The organism is Stenotrophomonas sp. SRS1 (assembly GCF_026130205.1).
GTDB lineage: Bacteria > Pseudomonadota > Gammaproteobacteria > Xanthomonadales > Xanthomonadaceae > Stenotrophomonas > Stenotrophomonas rhizophila_B.
The window spans coordinates 591709-610308 of record NZ_JAINFD010000001.1 but is presented as its reverse complement, the minus strand read 5'-3'; the positions used below and the strand labels follow the sequence as shown (position 1 = coordinate 610308).

Genomic DNA, 18600 nt, shown 5'->3' with positions numbered 1-18600 from the left:
GGGCGATCTCCGTTGGCGGGCAGGCTGCGGGCAGGCTACGCCAGCACGTATGCAAGCGCACGTATTGATCGTCACGCGTGCGCAGCCGGCTGGATGCATCCTGCGTTCCGTTGCCTCGCCCGAGCACCGTTGGCTATGTGGATATGCCCGTGCGTAAGGGCGCTTTCGGTAAAAAGACGGGCCCCAGTGAATCAAATCAAGCACTTGATCGGTGGCGGTCCTGCACGCCATTCCACCCGCGCGGGGGCACGCCCCGCGGCGGATTGACGCTCTGCAACAAGTTTGCAACAAGTGCCTCCAGGTCACCTGGGGGAACCTGCCTTGCCTGCTCCGTACCTGCCACGGCGATGTCGCCGCTGACGTACCGCCTGCGCCGCCTCATCGTCTTCTTCGGGCGTAACGCCCGACCTCTGCGGAAACCACCATGAATCCTCGCGCCACCGTGCTGCGACGTCGCCGTCTGTCCGTCGCCGTGCTTGCCAGCCTGTTCACCGCCGTTCCGGTCCATGCTCAAACCGCGGCAAGTGCGCCGGGAGTCACCCAGCTCGACCAGCTCACCGTCCTCGGCAACCGTACCCAGGCCCGCACCGTGCTCGAATCGCCGGTGCCGATCGATGTGCTGGGCGCGCAGGACATCCGCAGCAGCGGCTACACCGATATCAGCCAGATCCTGCAGTCGCTGTTGCCCTCGTTCAACTTCCCGCACCCGACCACCCCGGATGGCAACACCCACATCCGCTCGGCGACGCTGCGCGGGCTGTCGCCGGACCAGACCCTGGTGCTGGTCAACGGCAAGCGCCGGCATGCCAGTGCCTGGGTCAACACCGGCGGCACGGTGGGCAAGGGCGCGGTCTCCACGGATCTCAATGCGATCCCGGTGAGTGCGATCGAGCGGATCGAAGTGCTGCGTGATGGCGCGTCTGCCCAGTACGGTTCCGATGCGATTGCCGGGGTGATCAACATCGTGCTGCGCGAGGACGCCGGCTTCGAAGGGCGGGTCAGCCGCGGCACCACCCGCGATGGCGGCGGTGGCACCACGTCCGTCGCCCTGGACACCGGCGTCGCCTTTGCCGATGGCGGCGGCCTGCACCTTACCTGGGACTATCGTGACCGCAAGGCCGCCAACCGCGCGTTGCCCGATACCCGGCAGCAGTACTTCGGGATCGGCCGCAATGGTGCGCCGGTGGCGCCGTCGGGCACCTTCGGCTCCGGCACCGGCCTGGCCCCGATCGGGGGCGCGGCGGCGGGTGCCGTGGCCGACCCACGCGAAGCCACCCTCGACCGCGATGCCCTGTGGCGCTTCGCCGACTCGGCCGACACCGTGGAAAAGACCGTGTTCGGCAACCTGCGCAAGCCGCTCGCCTGGGCTGAGGGACTGGAGGCGTATGCCTTCGGCGGCTACGGGGTAAGCGAGGGCAGTTCCAACGCCTCCCTGCGCCGCGCCGGTCAGGTCGAGAACGTGCGCGCGATCTACCCGGACGGGTTCCTGCCGTGGGTCGATACCCAGAGCACCAACGCCTCGCTCGGCGCAGGCATCAAAGGTCTGCTCGGCGACTGGCATTGGGACCTGAGCAGCGTCTACGGCCGCAACAAGCTGGTCTACCGTACCCGCAACACGCTCAATGCCACGCTGGGTGCGGCCAGCCCCACCGCGTTCTACAACGGTGCGCTGGAGGCCTCGCAGTGGACCACCAATCTGGATGCGAACAACAGCATCGAGCTGGGCTGGCATGCACCGCTGCGGCTGGCGCTCGGGGCAGAGTTCCGCCGCGATACCTACGGCATTTCACCCGGTGAGCTGAACTCATACGTGTGGGGCCCGGCGCGGGTGCTTGATGGCCCATTGGCTGGTGCGGTGCCGACGATCGGCTCGCAGGGCTTCGCGGGCATCCAGCCGGCGGACGCCGGCAACCATCACCGTCACAACGTCTCCGCCTACGCCGAAGCGGAAACCGATGTGACGGATCGCTTCCTGGTCTCGCTGGCCGGGCGCTGGGAGGATTACAGCGATTTCGGCAGCACCACCAACGGCAAGCTGGCCCTGCGCTACCAGCTCGATGGCGGGGTGGCGGTGCGCGCCTCGGTCAGCACCGGCTTCCATGCGCCGGCCTTGGCCCAGCAGTACTTCAGTTCGACCAGCAGCCGCACGCTCAACAACGCGGTGACCGGGGTGCCCGAGTATGTGTTGGTGCGCACTGCACCGGTGGATACGGTGGAAGCGCGTGCCCTGGGGGCGCGCTCGCTGGAGCCGGAGCAGGCGACCAACCTCACCGCGGGCCTCACCTGGGGCATCGGTGGGCTGAGCGCGTCGGTGGATGTGTACCGGATCGACATCGACGATCGGATCTTCCTCTCCAGCAACTTCGTCGATGCGGCCGGGTCCACCGCGATCCGTGACTACCTGGCTGCGTTGGGCTCGCCCGGCGTGACCAGCGTGCGCTACTTCAGCAACGCCGCCGATACCCGCACCACCGGCGTGGACGCTTCCGCGCGCTACCGTTGGGAGCTGGCGGACCATGGCAGGCTCACCGCCACCGTGGCCTATAACCGCAACAAGACCGAGTTGACCCACGTCGCCTCGACCCCTGCGCAGCTCACCGCGCTCGGCGTGCGCACGCCGTTGTTCGATGTCACCGAGCGCACCCGCGTGGAGAAAGGCCAGCCGCGCGACAACCTGACGCTCGCGCTGGGCTGGGATGTCGGCCGCTGGGGCATCCACCTCGGCACGCACCGCTACGGTGAGATCGAAGGCGTGGCGGCAACCAACCAGAGCGCGGCCAATGTCGCCGCCTTTGCGCAGGGCTCGACCCGGTTCCGTACGCTGCCGACCGAAGCGGGTAGTGCTGGCAATGTCGACGTGATCCAGACACTGGAGGCGCGCTGGGTCACCGATCTGGACATCGCCTTCCGCGCCACCGACACGGTCACTCTCGTGCTGGGCGCCAACAACCTCTTCAACACCTATCCCACCCGCAACATCGCCACCACCCCACAGGTCTCCGGCGCGGATACCTTTGGCGTGTTCCCGTACAGCGAGCTGTCGCCGTTCGGTTGGAGTGGCACCTACTACTACGCACGCCTGGAGGCGCGTTTCCAATGACCCGTTCCACGACTGCAGGCCACCTGCCTGCCGACCCGCAGCGCCGCTACTGGCTGCGCGCCGGGCTGACCAGTGCCGCAGCCGTCGCGCTGGCGCCGGCCGCTGGATCCGCTGCGCCGGCCGCCGTGACGGCCGCCGGACGCACCACGGACCTGCTGCGGCTGGACCTCAATGAAAGCAGCTACGGCCCGTCACCTCGGGTCGGGCCCGCGTTAGAGCGCGCGCTGGCGGAGGCACCGCGATATGTCAGCGCCGCGCAGCTGCAGGCGTTGCAGAGCCAGATCGCCACGCTGGAAGGGGTCGCGCCCGAACAGGTCATCGTCGGTGAGGTACTGGAAGCCCTCGGCCAGCATCTGGCGCTGAACCAGGGCGCGGGCGGTTTCATCTACAGCGTGCCCGGGTATGGCGCCCTGGTGGATGCGGCCAGGCCCTTTGGCGGCCGGGCGGTGGAAGTGCCGTTGAACGCGCGGCTGGAGAATGATCTGCCCGCATTGCTGGCGGCGATCGCGCCGGATACCCGCGCGCTGTTCGTGGTCAATCCGCACAACCCGTCCGGCACGCTGGGCCCCGGGGCCGAGTTCGATCGTTTCGTGACCGCCGCGCAGGCGCGCACGCTGGTGATCGTCGACGAGGCGTACCTCGACTACCGCGAGGATGCCGCCACGTTGAGCGCGGTGCGCCTGCTGCGGCAGGGCCAGAACGTGGTGGTGTTCCGCACGCTGGGCAAGATCCATGCCCTGGCCGGGCTGCAGGTCGGGTATGCGCTGGTGCCTGCGGCGCTCGCCGAGGCACTGCGCCAGCGCGGCGTCGGCGGCGCGCACGCGCAGAACCAGTTGTCGCTGGCCGCTGCATCAGCCGCACTAGCCGATCCCGCCCACGTGGCCCAGGTCCGGCGCAGCGTGGCGGCCGAGCGGCAGCACTGGCAGCAGGTCCTGAGTGGGCTGCGCCTGCGCTCGACCGAGGCAGCCGGCAATTTCGTGTTCGTCGACACCGGACATCCGCATGCAGTCGTCGCCGCCAGGCTGCTGCAGCAGGGCGTGCGCATCGCCCGTGTGTTCGCCCCGTATGACACCTGGGTGCGGATCACCGTCGGCACGCCGGCGGAGAACCGGCGTGCGCAGCAGGCGTTGCGCAGCGTGCTCGCCCAGCTGGGCAAGGCCCAGAATGGGGCGGCGGCGTAGACGCTGCCCGACGCGCCGTCAGCCGCCGATGCGCTCGAAGCCATCCGCGCTCCAGTCCTCACTGCCCACACCGTGATGGATCACGAACAGGCCCTGCGGATCGTAGCGGCGCTTGGCGGCCTGCAGCCGTGGGTAGTTCGGCCCCCAGAACGCCTGCTGCCAGTCCTTCTGGAAGTAATCGCTCTCCGAGACATAGGCCGGGGCCGAGGGCGCCACCACGCTCAGGGCCTGGTAGGCGCGCGCCACGTTCAAGGCGCCCCGGCGTGCACGGGGCTCATCCACCGTGCGCCCCAGGCCCGGATACACCGGCCCGCTGGCATTACCGATGATCGCCAGCGCGAAGGCGTCCAGCACGGCCGGATGGGTGGCCGTGTCGCGGCTGGCGGCCAGCGCCGCAGCCGGCGCACCGAACAGGCCCTTGTTGCAGTGCAGGCCGACATCCATGTGATCGGCGGCCGCACAGATCGCGGCGGCGGCCTGCTCACGCTGCGCATCGTCCAGCAGCCCCGACGGCAGCCACGCCGATGCGTAGCCATGCAGGAACCAGCCGACCTGGCCCTGGTCGCCCTTCCACAGCATGTGCCGGGAGGAGGCGTCATCGCGGGTGTCTTCGGCGATGAGGGCAGGGGCGTGCTGGCGGAAGAAGTCCGCGTCCCAGAAGTCTCTGGCCGGCATCGCCAGTGCCTGCAAGGGTTCGGTGATGGTGTAGGCCGGCCGGGCGCGGATCCAGTCCAGGAACGGCGTCCAGGTCGCTTCGGCCGCGTCGCGCAACAGGCCCTGGAACACCATCGAGATCGACAGCCGGCGCGTGTCTTTGAAGGTGAACTGCTCGCCCCAGTGCGGGTTGCACAGCGTGTCGCGGTAGAAGCGGAGCATCTCCGCCGCCAGTGCCCGCCAGCTGGCGTCGTCGCTGGCCTGGATCTGGCAGGAGACGCCGCCGAAGGTATCGGGCAGGTCATGGGTGCGCAGCGTCATCCGGGTGACGATCCCGAAACTCGCGGCGCAGCCGCCCTTCAACGCCCAGAACAGCTCCGGGTCGTTGTCGGCGTTGACGGTGCGGATCTGCCCGTCGGCGGTGACGATCTCGGCTTCGAGTAGGCTGGCCGCGGCCGTGCCATGCGCTTTGGAGAAACTGCCGAAGCCGCCGCCGGTGACCAGGCCGGTCACGCCTACCGAGGTGCAGCCGCCGCCCTGGACATAGCGTCCGCCTCGGGTGGTGACTGCATCGTAGGCATCGATCCACATCGCCCCGGCGCCCACGCTGACCGCCGGCTGCGGCGCCGTACCCGGGCGGGCGTTGTGGGCGACGAAGGCATCGTGCAGCTCGACCTGGTTCATCGCGCGGGTCCAGACCAGCAGCGAATCCGGCGCGCAGGAGGTGCCGTGATAGCTGTGCCCGCCGCCTTTGACCACCAGCCGCAGGCGGTGGGTGCGGGCGAAGTTCACCGCAGCGGCCACATCAGCGCTGTTGGCGGCGGCCACCACCTTCGCGCTGGGCACTGACCGCCATGCGCCGAAGTAACCACTGGTCTGGGTGAGCGCGGGCGCATCGCCGAGGAAGAACGGATTCTGCAGCTGCTCCAGCGCGGCGGCGCGGGTAGCGGCGTCAGCGAGAAAAGGGGACTGCGGGACCGACAGCCGACCGCCGACTGCCCGCGACAACTGGTCCCAGTCGGCGGTTGCGGGCCACCCCGCAGCGCCCGGCCGGACCCTCGCACGCGTCGCTGCGACGGCAGGGCCGGCCTTGAGCAGCATCGGCAGCAGCGGCAGGGTCAGTCCGGCCTTGAGACAATCGCGTCGTTTCATGAGGGTGGTTCCTGCGGCAGCAGCGTGGTTGATGCCAGCGAGTGTGTTCCCGCAGAGCCCCGCGGGCCCTGGCCTGGGGCCGGATGTCGGTGATGAAGGGACGAGTGGCGGGGGCTCAGGGGCGGGTGGTGCCAGCCGCAGACACGTCGGTCCCGCGCCGATTGACGGATGCCCGACGCGGCATACCCTAGTCTGGTTCCATTGCGCTCGCGGCCGTCGCTGGGCGAGCGCCCCACGACATCCGGATCCATGCCCACCTCGAACGACCCCGCCCCCGGCGCACTGGCCACCTTCACCCCGGCCACGCGCGATTGGTTCACGGCCGCCTTCGCTGCGCCCACGCCAGTGCAGGACCATGCCTGGGCGGCGATCAGCGCCGGCCAGCACACCCTGGTCATCGCGCCGACCGGCTCGGGCAAGACCCTGGCTGCGTTCCTGCACGCGATCGACCAGCTGTTCCGCAGCGGTGAGCAGCAGGGCGGTGGACGGCCGGCGACGGCGACGTCCACCAAGCGCGGCACCCGTGTGTTGTATCTCTCGCCGATCAAGGCGCTCGGCGCCGATGTCGAGCGCAACCTGCAGAGGCCCCTGCAGGGGGTGAGCGCCGAACGCGAGCGGCGCGGCAATCCGGCGGTCACCCTGTCCGTCGCGATCCGCACCGGCGACACCACCCCGGCGGAGCGGGCGCGGCTGCTGCGGCGTCCGCCCGACATCCTGATCACCACACCCGAATCGCTGTTCCTGATGCTCACCTCACAGGCGCGCGAGACGTTGCGCGACGTGCATACCGTCATCATCGATGAGATCCACGCGGTGGCCGGCAGCAAGCGCGGCACCCACCTGGCGTTGAGCCTGGAGCGCCTGGACGCCTTGTTGCAGGTGCCCGCGCAGCGCATCGGGCTCTCGGCCACGGTGCGCCCGGTGGAGGAGGTCGCGCGGTTCCTCGGCGGCGACCGTCCGGTCAGCGTGGTCCATCCGCCGTCGCAGCGGGCGCTGGAGGTCCGGATCGTGGTGCCGGTCGAGGACATGGCCGACATTCCGCCGCATCCCGCTGTCGCCGATGCACCCGCCTCCGCCGGCCGGGTCGGCTCGATCTGGCCGCATGTGGAGGCCAGCATCCTGGACCAGGTGCTGGCGCGACGTTCGACGATCGTGTTCGCCAACTCACGGGGCGTGGCCGAAAAGCTGACTGCCCGGTTGAATGAACTGCATGCCGACCGTGTCGCCCGTGGCCAGCTCCCGTCGCTTGCCTCGACGGCGGCGGCTGCCCCCGAGCACTACGGGTCGTTCAACGGCGGCACCGCCGGGCGGGCCGCCGGAGCGGACGCGCTGATCGCCCGGTCGCACCATGGCTCGGTGTCCAAGGAACAGCGCCGCGAGATCGAACAGGCGCTCAAGTCCGGCGAGCTGCGCTGTGTCGTGGCCACCTCCAGCCTGGAGCTGGGCATCGACATGGGGCTGGTTGATCTGGTGATCCAGGTCGCCGCGCCGCCTTCGGTCGCCAGTGCGCTGCAGCGGGTGGGGCGGGCCAGCCATCAGGTCGGGGGCATCTCCACTGGCCTGGTCTACCCACGCACGCGGCGCGACCTGATCGATGCGTCCGTGGCGGTCGAGCGCATGCTGGCCGGTGAGATCGAAGCGATCGATCCGCCGCGCAATCCGCTGGACGTACTGGCCCAGCAGACAGTGGCCGCCGCGGCGATGGAGACACTGGACGTGGACGCCTGGTATGCGCGCGTACGGCGTGCCGCGCCGTACCGTTCGCTGCCGCGCAGCGCGTTCGATGCCACCCTGGACATGCTGGCCGGGCGTTATCCCTCCGATGATTTCGCCGGCTTCCGCCCGCGGCTGGTCTGGAACCGCGACACCGGTTCGCTGAGCGCGCGGCCGGGCGCGAAACAGCTGGCGGTCACCAGCGGGGGCACCATCCCGGACCGCGGCATGTTCGGCGTGGTGCTTCCGGAAGGCGAGGAGCGTGCCGGATCGCGCCGGGTCGGTGAACTGGATGAGGAGATGGTCCACGAATCACGGGTCAACGATGTGATCACCTTGGGGGCCACCTCGTGGCGGATCGAGCAGATCACCCATGACCAGGTCGTGGTGACTCCCGCACCGGGGCGTTCGGCCCGCTTGCCGTTCTGGCGCGGTGAGGGCGTAGGCCGCCCGGCCGAACTGGGCGAGGCGGTGGGTGCCTTCATCGGTGCGCTGGATGCCGGTGTTGCCGAAGCGGGCATGCCGGCCGGGCTGCGGGAGCGGCTGCAGGCCTGCGGATTGGCGGACAACGCGATCACCAACATCGCCGGCCTGCTGGCCGAACAGCGTGAAGCCACCGGCGTGCTGCCCACCGATCGCACGCTGGTGCTGGAGCGCTGCCGCGATGAGGCCGGTGACTGGCGGCTGATGTTGCATTCCCCCTATGGGCGGCGCGTACACGATCCCTGGGCGCTGGCGGTGGCCGCGCGCATCCGCGAACGCTGGGGGGTGGATCCGGCGGTGGTGGCCAGCGACGACGGCATCATCGCCCGGCTGCCCGACGCGGAAGGGCGCCTGCCGGGGGCGGAGTTGTTCCTGTTCGAGCCGGAGCGGCTGCGCAGCGACGTCACGCGCGCCGTGGGCGGCTCGGCCCTGTTCGCCGCGCGCTTCCGCGAATGTGCCGCACGCGCGTTGTTGCTGCCGCGGCGCACGCCGGGTCGTCGCTCGCCGCTGTGGCAGCAGCGCCTGCGCGCCGGTGAACTGCTGGCCATCGCGCAGGGCTATCCCGAGTTCCCGATCCTGATCGAGACCGCGCGTGAGTGCCTGCAGGACGTCTACGATCTCGATGCGCTGGGGGCGCTGATGCAGCGGCTGACCGACGGCCGCGTGGCGATCGCCGATGTCACCACCGAGGTGCCGTCGCCATTCGCGGCGAATCTGCTGTTCGGCTACGTCGCCGAGTTCATGTACGGCACCGATGTGCCACTGGCCGAGCGACGCGCGTCGGTGCTGTCACTGGACAGCGGCGTGCTGGGGGATCTGCTCGGCCAGGTCGATCTGGGCGAACTGCTGGATGCGGCCGTGGTGGAGCAGGTGGGCAGCGAGCTGCAGCGCCTGGCGCCCGACCGCCAGGCGCGCGGCAAGGAAGGGGCGGCCGATCTGCTGCGCGAACTGGGCCCGCTCACCGATGAAGCGATGGCGCTGCGGCGGGTCGATGACGATCCTGCTGGGCATCTGCACGATCTCGCTGCGGAGCGGCGTGCGATCCAGGTCCAGATCGCCGGCCGCCTGCACTGGGCGGCCATCGAAGATGCCGCGCGCCTGCGCGATGCGCTGGGGGTCACCCTTGCGCGCGGCATCCCCGAGACCTTCCTGCAGGCCTCATCGGACCCGCTGGGCGAGCTGCTGGGCCGATATGCGCGTACCCATGCGCCGTTCACCACGGCCGAGGTGGCGGCCGCGTTCGGATTGGGCGTGGCGGTGGCCGATGCGGCACTCACGCAGCTGGAGACGCAGGGCAGGCTGCTCAAGGGTCGTTTCGGTGTGGCGCGTCGCGACGCCGAGGCCGTCGGCGCGGCCGCCGAGCCGGCGCCGCTGGCCCGTCACGAATGGGTGGGTGAGGCGGTATTCCGTCGGTTGCGGGTGCGCTCGCTGCAGGCGGCACGCGAGGCGACCCGGCCGGTCACGCGCGACGCCTATGCCCTGTTGTTGCTGGAGCGGCATGGGCTGCTGGCCGATGCCGAACAGGCTGCACGTGGCATCACTCACCGCGGGCCGGGTGCGCTGGAGGGCATCGACGGCGTGCTGCGCGTGGTGGAACTCCTGGCGGGCGTGGCATTGCCGGCGTCGGTGTGGGAACAGCAGGTTCTGCCCGCGCGCGTGGTCGATTACGCGCCGGCGATGCTCGATGAGCTGCTCGCTACGGGCACCGTGGTGTGGGCCGGGCACGGGCGGCTTGGCGAGGAGGATGGCCTGGTCTCGCTGCAGCTGCAGGAATTCGCGGCAGAAACGCTGCCCGCGCTTGCGGGGGCAACCGCGCTGTCGCCGCTGCAGGACGCGCTGCTGCAGGTGCTGGCCGACGGGGGTGCGTACTTCGCGCGCCAGCTGGCCACCGCGGTGGGCACGCACGGGGCGCGGACCGGCAACCCGCCCATGGAGATCACCGCCGCGCAGCTGCACGACGCCTTGTGGGGCCTGGCCTGGTCGGGGCACCTGACCACGGATCTGTGGGCGCCGCTGCGTGGCATGGCCGGGGCCCGCGCGCCACGGCCGCGGGTCGCGCGCGGCTCGCGGCGCGGTCGACGCGTCCGTGGCATCCCGATGCACGACACGCCCTTGGCCGACGGCGCGCCGGCCGTGATCGCCAGCTTTGCGGCCCCCGCGCTGGCCGGGCGCTGGTCGCTGTTGCAGCGTGAGGCGATCAGTGACACGGCGCGCGCGGTGGCGCTGGCCGAGGGGCTGCTGGACCGGCACGGCATCGTGACCCGCGGGGCCGCGATGGCCGAAGGGATCGCCGGCGGCTTCCCGGCGCTGCAACAGGTGTATCGCGGCATGGAGGATGCGGGCCGGGTGCTGCGGGGGCGCTTCGTGGAAGGGCTGGGCGGGGCCCAGTTCGCCGATCGCCTGATCGTGGATCGACTGCGTGGCGTCGCCGATGCCCTGCGGCCCGGTGCTGGCGAGGTGGCGATCGGGCTGTCCGCGGTGGACCCGGCCAACCCGTTCGGTACCGTGGTGCCCTGGCCGGTGCACGGCTCGGCGGTCCGGCCGGTGCGACGTGCCGGCGCCGTGGTGGTGATCGGCGGTGGGCGCCTGTTGATGTACCTGGCCCAGGGGGGCCGCCAGCTGCTGACGTTCTTCGATGCGGACGATGTGTCCCTGACCGGCACGACGGCTGCCGCGGCGCAGGCGCTGGTCGGTGCACTGCGGCGGGGGCGGCGCATCTCGTTCACGGTGGAGCTGATCAACGATGCGCCGGCGCGGCGCGATGGAACGATGGACGCACTGCGGGCCGCCGGGTTCTCCAGTGCGCCCAAAGGCATCAGCTGGGAAGGATGAGCAGGGAGATGCGAATTCCGTCAGGCGGCCTCGGAGGCTGCCTGTGCGTGGGTCGGGGCGTACGCCGGGTAGTCGATATACCCGGTGGCGCCGCCACCATAGAACGTGTCCCGATCGGCGGGCGCCAGCGGCCAGCCGTTCTGCAGGCGCGCCACCAGATCCGGGTTGCTGATGAACGGGGTGCCGAAGGCCGCCAGGTCGATCAGGCCAGCCTCGATCAGTTGCTCGGCGCGCTCACGGGTCATGCCGCCGGCAAGGATGAGGGCGGTCCCGGGCAGGTGCGGCTTCAACGTGCGCAACAGGCCGCTGAAGCCCGAATCGCCAGCGCCATCGACCGATTTCTGGCCGACCTTGAAACCGGACTGGTCCATGAGGTGCACGTAGGCCAGGCCACGCTGCCCGATCGCCTGGATCAGTGCGGTATAGGTGGCGTCGATTTCCGGGTAGTGCGGCATGTCGAACAACTGGCCATAGGGCGAGAGCCGGATGGCGGTCCGTGCGGCGCCGATACGTGCGACCACGGCGTCGATCACCTCCAGCGTGAAGCGCAGGCGATTGTCCAGCGACTGCGGACCGTACTGGTCGGTGCGGTCATTCACCTGCGGATTGATGAACTGCTCGTGCAGGTAGCCGTTGGCGCCGTGGATTTCCACGCCGTCGAAGCCGGCCTCGATGGCATTGGCGGCTGCCTGCGCGAACTCCGCCACGATGCGCGGAATCTCTTCGGTCTCCAGCTGGCGCGGCGCCGGGGCGGCGACCAGCGCCGGTTGGCCCTGCTCGTTATAGCCGAACGCCTGGGCGCCGACCGGCAGCTTCGAACTGGCACTGACCGGGCGCGCATCGTTGGCCTGGATGGTGGGGTGCGAGACGCGCCCGACATGCCAGATCTGCGCGAACATCCGGCTGCCCAGCGCATGGACCGAATCGGTGGTCAGGCGCCAGCCGGCGATCTGCTCGGCCGTGAAGATGCAGGGATTGAACAGGTAGCCCTGGCCCTCTCGGGAAATGGGCGTGCCTTCGCTGACGATCAGGCCGGCGGTGGCACGCTGGGCGTAGTACAGGGCAGTTCGCTCATCGGCGGCATCCTGCGGGGCGCGTGCACGGGTCAGCGGGGCCATGACCACGCGGTTGCGCAGCGGGATGCCCGCGAGGTCGAATGTATTGAAAAGGGAGCTCATGGGGGTTCCTGAGGGGGCGAGGGGGGGGGCGTGGCGGGTTCGCCATGCGCTTCACTTCATCGTATGGGCGTGCTATGTCGGCCACAATGCGGCTATTCGGCAAATGACTATTGCTGAAACAGCAATCACGATTCCAAGGCGCCCGCCATGCAGCTCAAAGCCCTCCGCTATTTCCTCACCGTCGCCGCCACCGGCAGCTTCCTGGCCACGGCGCGCCAGTACCGGGTGCCAGCCTCATCGGTGTCGCGCTTCATCGCGGCGCTTGAACAGGACGTGGGGCACCAGCTGTTCTACCGAAGCACCCGGGCGGTGCGGTTGACCGAAGCGGGCGAGCAGTTCCATCAGCAGGTGCGAGACGCCGTGGACCTGCTCGATGACGCGGTCGGGCAGCTGGAAGGGCGCGATGCCGAGCTGCGGGGCCTGATCCGCATCAACGCCCCCGAGTCACTGGGGCGGCTGCACATCGCACACATCGTCAATACGTTGCAGGCGCGGTATCCCGAGTTGATCGTCGAGCTGACCCTGACCGACACGCTGATCGATCCCGTCCAGGAAGGCGTGGATATCATCATCCGGGTCGGGCTGCTGATGGATTCGGGCCTGATCGGCAAGGTCATCGCGCCCCACCGCAACATCCTCGCCGCCAGCCCGGCCTACCTTGCCGCGCATGGCACGCCGGTGGTGCCGGAGGACCTGCTGCAGCATCAATGTCTGGTCTACAAAGGGCAGCTGGGCATCCAGAAGTGGTACTTCCGTTCCTCGCCGGAGGTGCCGTTCAAGGCGGTGAACGTGACCGGCCCCCTGCGCAGCAACAATGCCGAAGCGCTGCTGGCGGCGGCCATTGCCGGGCGTGGCGTGGTGCTGTTCCCCACCTGGCTGTTCAACGCAGAAACGCTGCACAGTGGCAGCATGGTCACGCTGCTCGGCGACTGGGAGTTCTCCCCGCAATCCGAACGGGTGTATCTGCAGCTGCTCTCGCCGGAAAACAGACTGCGCTCACGCAAGGTGCGCGAGGTGTCGACCTTCCTCACCGAGGCGATCGGATCGCCGCCGTACTGGGATCGTGCTGATCGGTGAGTCATGGGCACCCCCATCACACCGGGGATGGCAGGATCGGGTGAGATTCGCCCCTCACCAGGAGACCACCATGGCTTCGACCGTTGTCCTGACCCGATCGTGGGTCATCCATCCCTTCCACGCCGCTGTACTGGGCGGGGTGCTGCCGTTGTTCCTGGCGGCGCTGCTGGCCGACTACGCGTACTGGAGCACGTACGAGATCCAGTGGGCGAACTTTGCCTCCTGGCTGCTGATCGGCGCGATGGTGATGACAACGCTCGCCTTGCTGTGCGGGATCGTCGGCCTGGTCCGTCGCAGCCGCAACCTGGCGTATGTCGTGATTCTGGCGGTGACCTGGGGCGTGGGTTTCATCAACTGCCTCCACCACGCGCGCGACGCGTGGGCGGTGATGCCGGCGGGCCTGGTGCTCTCGGTGATCCTGACAGTGCTGGCGCTGATCGCCACCTGGGTGGGACTGTCCAGCCTGCGCGTGGGAGGTGTGCGATGAGCCGCCAGACGACGCTCCGGATCCTCTCGCTGTCCGCGCTGGCGGTCGCTCTGGCGGCCTGCAGCAGCAAGGCGCCCCCGCTTGACCAGTACGGCGGCAGCCCGGAGATGCCCGCGCCGCATCGCGGGTTGATGCCGGACATGACCATCGCCAAGCCGGCGCAGTGGGGCGATACCTTGCCGACGGTGCCCAAGGGCTACCGCATTTCGGCGATCGCCACCGATCTGAACATCCCGCGGCAGACCCTCATGCTGCCCAATGGCGACATCCTGGTGGCTGAAGGTCGCGGCGGCAGCGCGCCCGCGCTCAAGCCGAAGGATGTGATTGCCGGCAAGATCAAGGCCAAGGGCAATACCTCGGTCAAGAGTGGCAATCGACTGACCCTGCTGCGCGACGCCGATGGCGACGGCACCTATGAACTGAAGACGGTGTTTGCCGACAATCTCAACGCGCCCTATGGCCTGGCGCTGATCGGCAATGCCATCTATGTGGCGAATCAGGACGCGGTGGTGCGCTTCGACTATCAGGACGGGCAGACCAAGGCGGGCGCGGCGCCGGTCAAGCTGACCGATCTGCCGTCGGCGATCAACCACCACTGGACCAAGGCGATGACCGCCAGCGCCGATGGCCGTTATCTGTACGTGGGTATCGGTTCCAACAGCAACATCACCGAACGCGGCATGGCGGTGGAGATCGATCGCGCGCGGATATGGCAGATCGACGTGGCCACCGGTGCGCACAAGGATTACGCCACCGGTATCCGCAATCCCACCGCGCTGGCGATCCAGCCGGGCACCGGCACGCTGTGGGCCGTGGTCAATGAACGCGATGAGATCGGCCCGAACCTCGTGCCCGATTACCTCACCTCGGTGAAGGAGGGCGGCTTCTATGGCTGGCCTTACAGCTACTGGGGCAAGAATGTGGATCGCCGCGTGATGCCGCAGAACCCGGAGAAGGTCGCCTCGGCGATCGCCCCGGATTACGCACTGGGCTCGCATGTGGCCGCACTGGGTGTGGCCTTCTCGTCCGAGGTGATGGGTACGCAGTTTGCCGATGGCGTGTTTGTGGGCGAGCACGGCAGCTGGAACCGCAATCCGCCGGTCGGCTACAAGGTCGTGTTCGTGCCCTTCAGCAATGGCCGTCCGGCCGGCGAGCCGATCGATTTCGTGAGCGGCTTCTTCGGCGAAGACGGCAAGACCCGCGGCCGCCCGGTGGGCGTCACGGTCGACCCGCGTGGCGCGCTGATCGTCGCCGATGACCTCTCCAACACCATCTGGCGGGTCACCCGCGACGGCGCTCAGTAACCCCTTAACCGGGACGGAGGTAATTAATAACTACCTCCGTCCCTGTTATTTCAGCGCAGCTGCTTCAGCAGGACCTGGGCCGCCTCTGCAGACGAGGCGGGGTTCTGGCCGGTGATCAGCAGGCCATCGGTAACCACATAGGAACCCCAGTCCGGGCCCTTGGAGTACGTTCCGCCTGCGGCCTTGAGCATGTCTTCTACCAGGAAGGGCACCACGTTGGTGAGGCCCACGCCTTCTTCTTCCGTGTTGGTGAAGCCAGTGACGTTCTTGCCCTGGACCAGCGGCGCACCCTCGGCAGTCTTGACGTCACGCAGCACGCCCGGGGCATGGCAGACCAGCGCGACCGGCTTGCCGGCGGCGATGAACGCCTCGATCAGGGCAATGGAGTGGGCGTCTTCGGCAAGGTCCCACAGCGGGCCATGGCCGCCGGGATAGAACACGGTGTCGAAATCGGCCTGTGAGACGCTGTCCAGGCGGACGGTGTTGGCCAGCTGTGCGTTGGCATCGGCGTCGGCTTCAAAGCGACGGGTCGCGTCGGTCTTGAAGTCCGGCTCGTTGCTCTTGGGATCCAGCGGCGGCTGCCCACCCTTGGGCGAGGCCAGCACGATCTCCGCGCCGGCATCCTTGAAGGTGTAGTAGGGCGCGGCCAGCTCTTCCAGCCAGAAACCGGTCTTCTTGCCGGTGGTGCCGAGTTCGTCGTGCGAGGTCAGAACGATGAGGACTTTCATGGGTGATGCTCCTGTGGGTGCTTGATTAGACTGGTCGTCTAGTGATGGGGCCGAGAAAAACACGCCGATGGGGGCGTGCGCGAGACATCTCCCTTGTCAGGGGGCGGTATGGAGAAGGCGGGCGGTCAACGCCACGGCGTCGTCAAACGGGCGGGTGCTGCGGGCGATCTTGACCATGATGCTGGTCCCGAGCCACAGCTGGTACAGGCTGCGCGCGACAGCGTCGGGCGGGTCCTGGATCGTCACTGAGCCGTCGGCGACGCCCGCTGCCACGGCACGCGCCAGACGATCGGTGATTCCCGTGGTGCCACGTTGAAGGGCGGCGCGCATGGACTCGGACAGGTCGGCGACTTCCGCACCGAGCTTCACGGCCAGGCACTTGCCCTGGCAGTCCTCGAAGGACTGGCTGTCCTGCCAGGCGCGGAAGTAGGCTTCCAGCTGCGAGGCCTTGGTCTGTCCAGGCTGACGGAAGATACGGTCCATATCAGCGAGATAGGCGGTGAAGTAGTCCTCCAGCATCGCCTCGCCGAAGGCTTCCTTCGAGGCGAAGTAGTGGTAGAACGAACCCTTGGGCACGCCGGCCGCGGCGAGGACCTCGTTGAGGCCGACCGCGGAAAAGCCCTTGGCGCTCATGATCCGCTGGCCGGTGGTCAGGAGGGTGTCGCGAACCGGAGAGCTGGCGGTGGGGGAGTTCATGGACGCCACTGTACGCCTGATTAGACCGGTCGTCTAGTGTCGGCTTGCGTGGTCTATGAGGAGCTGGCCAGCGGCCGGCACTACCCCGTCCCCGGGCGGCGGTTGCCGACGGGGAGGGGGCAGATCAAGGTATATTCCCCGGCCCCATTTTCCTTGCCAGATATCGCCCCGCCATGAGCACGCCCCGCAAACACTACAAACACCCCGCAGAATCCGAGATCGGCAACGGCACGATCTACCTCGAGGCGCAGGGCGATGTGATCGTGCGGCAGGTGGAGAGCTACCGCAGCGTGCTGGTCTGGGCCGACAAAACCGGACAGGCCGATGAACGCTTTCCGCTGTCCGATCAGCCGCTGTCCTGGCTGGATCTGGATTCGGATGACGCGATCACCGCCAGTCAGTTTGAGGCCGTGTGGAAGCAGGCCAAAGCCGTTTCAGGCTGAGTGGGCCGGTAGGCTGGCGTCATACCGTCCAACCCGTGCTTTCCGCCGCCGCCACATGCATCAGTTGATCCAGCTGGCGCAGCGCCCGGTGCAGTTCCTGGCGGTTGGCGGCGGCACCCAATGAAATCCGCACCGCATCGTTGATCGCCACGCCCTCCGGCGTGAATGCCGATGACGGTGCGATGCCCAGGCCCTGCAGCCGTGCGGCGTGGGTCAGGCTGGCATCGGTCCAGTGCGCGGGAAGGCGGCACCAGGCGTGTACGCCCGCGCAGTGCTGCAGGAACCGTGGCGACAACGCCGACTGCGCCAGATAGCGGCGCTCGGCGGCTTCGTCCTGCACCAGTTTCAGCATCGCCTGCGCGGAGCCATCCAGGATCAGCTGCGTCACCAGTGCGTTCATCAGGGGTGGGGCCATCAGATTGACGGCGCGCAGGGCATCCAGCACGCCTTGGCGCGAGACGCCATCGGGCAGCTGCACAAAGCCGGTGTGCAGGCCCGGGCTCAGGCATTTGGACAGCGTGGAGATGTAGCAGGTGTGCTGCGGCGCCAGCAGCGCAAGCGGGGCAGGGGCCTGGTTCTCCAGCAGCCAGTAAGGGTCGTCTTCGATCAATCGCAGATTCTGCGCGCGCACCACCTCGGCCAGCGCTTCACGGCGTTCCTGCGGCAGCGTGTGGCCCGTGGGATTCTGTGCGGTCGGGTTGAGATAGACCACCCGCGCGCTGTGTTTCCTCGCGGCACGCGCCAGTGCATCCGGGCGCATGCCGTGCGCATCGCACTCGACCACCTGCAGGCGACGCTGCAGCACCCGCGCGGCATGCAGCAGGCCCGGGTAGACCAGCGGCTCGCACAGAATCGTGTCACCGGCGTCGGTGAGAGCCAGCAACAGGGCTGACAGCGCGGCCTGCGCGCCTTCCGTGACCACCAGTGCCTCGGCATCCACCTTCCCGAGCATCGGCTTGAGCCACTGCTGCGCCGCCAGTTGATCCGCGCGGCTGCCGCCGCCGACGTGATACGTCATCAGATTGCCCGCATCGCTGCGGGTCAGCACCGAGGACAGGCCACGTCGCAGCATGTCCGCGACCTGGCCGCCACCGGGGCTGGGTGGCAGATTCATGCTCAGGTCCACCAGCTGCGCCAGTTCCACCTTGGGGGGCGCGACGAACGACCCCAGCGGGCCGCGTGCATCGATCAACCCACGCGTACGCGCCTCGTTGAACGCGCGGGTCACCGTGGTGAGATCCACGCCCAGTTCGGTCGCCAGCGCGCGCTGTGCAGGCAGGCGTTGGCCGGGGCGCAGCGCACCCGACCAGACCGCACGCTCCAGCGCCTGCACGATGCGCAGGTAGACGGGCCCGTGGCCGTCGACGATGAGGGAGCTCCATTCCATGCGCGCATGGTACGCGCGCCGGGGAGAGCGGCTGCGACAGTGTGTCGCATCATGTATGGATCATGTCGTTGCCTAACGTACGCGGCTGCGGCGGGCACCCCCCATGCATATCGGTCATGCAGGGGGGTGTTCGCCACTTTTCATGATCCGGGCCGCCCGGCCCGGCACTGCGTTGGAAGGGCCGT

At 68.7% G+C, this 18600-nt stretch carries 12 protein-coding genes; 7 read left to right on the top strand and 5 right to left on the bottom strand.

What is annotated here, in order from left to right; genetic code table 11:
• The first annotated feature begins 424 nt into the window (after positions 1-424).
• Together K4043_RS02655 and K4043_RS02650 are read left to right on the top strand one after the other, a co-directional pair.
• Positions 425-3100 carry a TonB-dependent receptor gene (locus tag K4043_RS02655; RefSeq protein WP_265308101.1) on the top strand — a complete coding sequence of 892 codons (2676 nt, stop codon included), beginning with the start codon at positions 425-427 and terminating at the stop codon, positions 3098-3100.
• Positions 3097-4281, top strand: coding sequence for a histidinol-phosphate transaminase (locus K4043_RS02650; RefSeq protein WP_265308100.1), 1185 nt, complete (start codon positions 3097-3099; stop codon positions 4279-4281). The genes K4043_RS02655 and K4043_RS02650 overlap by 4 nt, the downstream gene beginning before the upstream one ends.
• An 18-nt stretch (positions 4282-4299) precedes the next feature.
• Here K4043_RS02650 and K4043_RS02645 read toward each other — a convergent pair whose 3' ends face one another.
• Entirely contained in the window at positions 4300-6087 is a 1788-nt protein-coding gene (locus K4043_RS02645) for an FAD-binding protein (RefSeq protein ID WP_265308099.1), read from the bottom strand.
• A gap of 249 nt (positions 6088-6336) precedes the next feature.
• Here K4043_RS02645 and K4043_RS02640 point away from each other — a divergent pair, with 249 nt between their 5' ends.
• The gene (locus K4043_RS02640; RefSeq protein ID WP_265308098.1) at positions 6337-11115 is read left to right on the top strand and encodes an ATP-dependent helicase; all 4779 of its coding nucleotides are present in this window, start codon (positions 6337-6339) and stop codon (positions 11113-11115) included.
• Positions 11116-11135: 20 nt separating this feature from the next.
• Here the strand turns inward: K4043_RS02640 and K4043_RS02635 are convergent, their stop codons facing one another.
• A complete protein-coding gene (locus K4043_RS02635) occupies positions 11136-12293 on the bottom strand; it encodes an alkene reductase (RefSeq protein ID WP_265308097.1) in 1158 nt (385 codons plus the stop codon).
• Between the two features lie 147 nt (positions 12294-12440).
• Between K4043_RS02635 and K4043_RS02630 the strand changes: the two genes are divergently transcribed.
• The 3 genes from K4043_RS02630 (at position 12441) to K4043_RS02620 (ending at position 15161) form a co-directional block, all read left to right on the top strand.
• Positions 12441-13370 (top strand): LysR family transcriptional regulator, encoded by a 930-nt coding sequence (locus K4043_RS02630; protein WP_265308096.1) that lies wholly within the window; start codon positions 12441-12443, stop codon positions 13368-13370.
• Between the two features lie 70 nt (positions 13371-13440).
• The gene (locus K4043_RS02625) at positions 13441-13857 is read left to right on the top strand and encodes a DUF2231 domain-containing protein (protein WP_123729422.1); all 417 of its coding nucleotides are present in this window, start codon (positions 13441-13443) and stop codon (positions 13855-13857) included.
• Positions 13854-15161 carry a sorbosone dehydrogenase family protein gene (locus K4043_RS02620; protein WP_265308095.1) on the top strand — a complete coding sequence of 436 codons (1308 nt, stop codon included), beginning with the start codon at positions 13854-13856 and terminating at the stop codon, positions 15159-15161. The genes K4043_RS02625 and K4043_RS02620 overlap by 4 nt, the downstream gene beginning before the upstream one ends.
• Before the next feature lie 50 nt (positions 15162-15211).
• On the opposite strand, the gene K4043_RS02615 is transcribed toward K4043_RS02620, so the two are convergent.
• Both K4043_RS02615 and K4043_RS02610 read right to left on the bottom strand, forming a co-directional pair.
• A complete protein-coding gene (locus tag K4043_RS02615) occupies positions 15212-15889 on the bottom strand; it encodes a type 1 glutamine amidotransferase domain-containing protein (protein ID WP_265308094.1) in 678 nt (225 codons plus the stop codon).
• A gap of 96 nt (positions 15890-15985) precedes the next feature.
• Positions 15986-16585 carry a TetR/AcrR family transcriptional regulator gene (locus K4043_RS02610; protein ID WP_265308093.1) on the bottom strand — a complete coding sequence of 200 codons (600 nt, stop codon included), beginning with the start codon at positions 16583-16585 and terminating at the stop codon, positions 15986-15988.
• A 173-nt stretch (positions 16586-16758) separates the two neighbouring features.
• Between K4043_RS02610 and K4043_RS02605 the strand changes: the two genes are divergently transcribed.
• Positions 16759-17028, top strand: coding sequence for a hypothetical protein (locus tag K4043_RS02605; protein ID WP_121036968.1), 270 nt, complete (start codon positions 16759-16761; stop codon positions 17026-17028).
• Between the two features lie 19 nt (positions 17029-17047).
• On the opposite strand, the gene K4043_RS02600 is transcribed toward K4043_RS02605, so the two are convergent.
• Positions 17048-18415, bottom strand: coding sequence for a PLP-dependent aminotransferase family protein (locus tag K4043_RS02600; RefSeq protein WP_265308092.1), 1368 nt, complete (start codon positions 18413-18415; stop codon positions 17048-17050).
• Positions 18416-18600 lie beyond the last annotated feature (185 nt).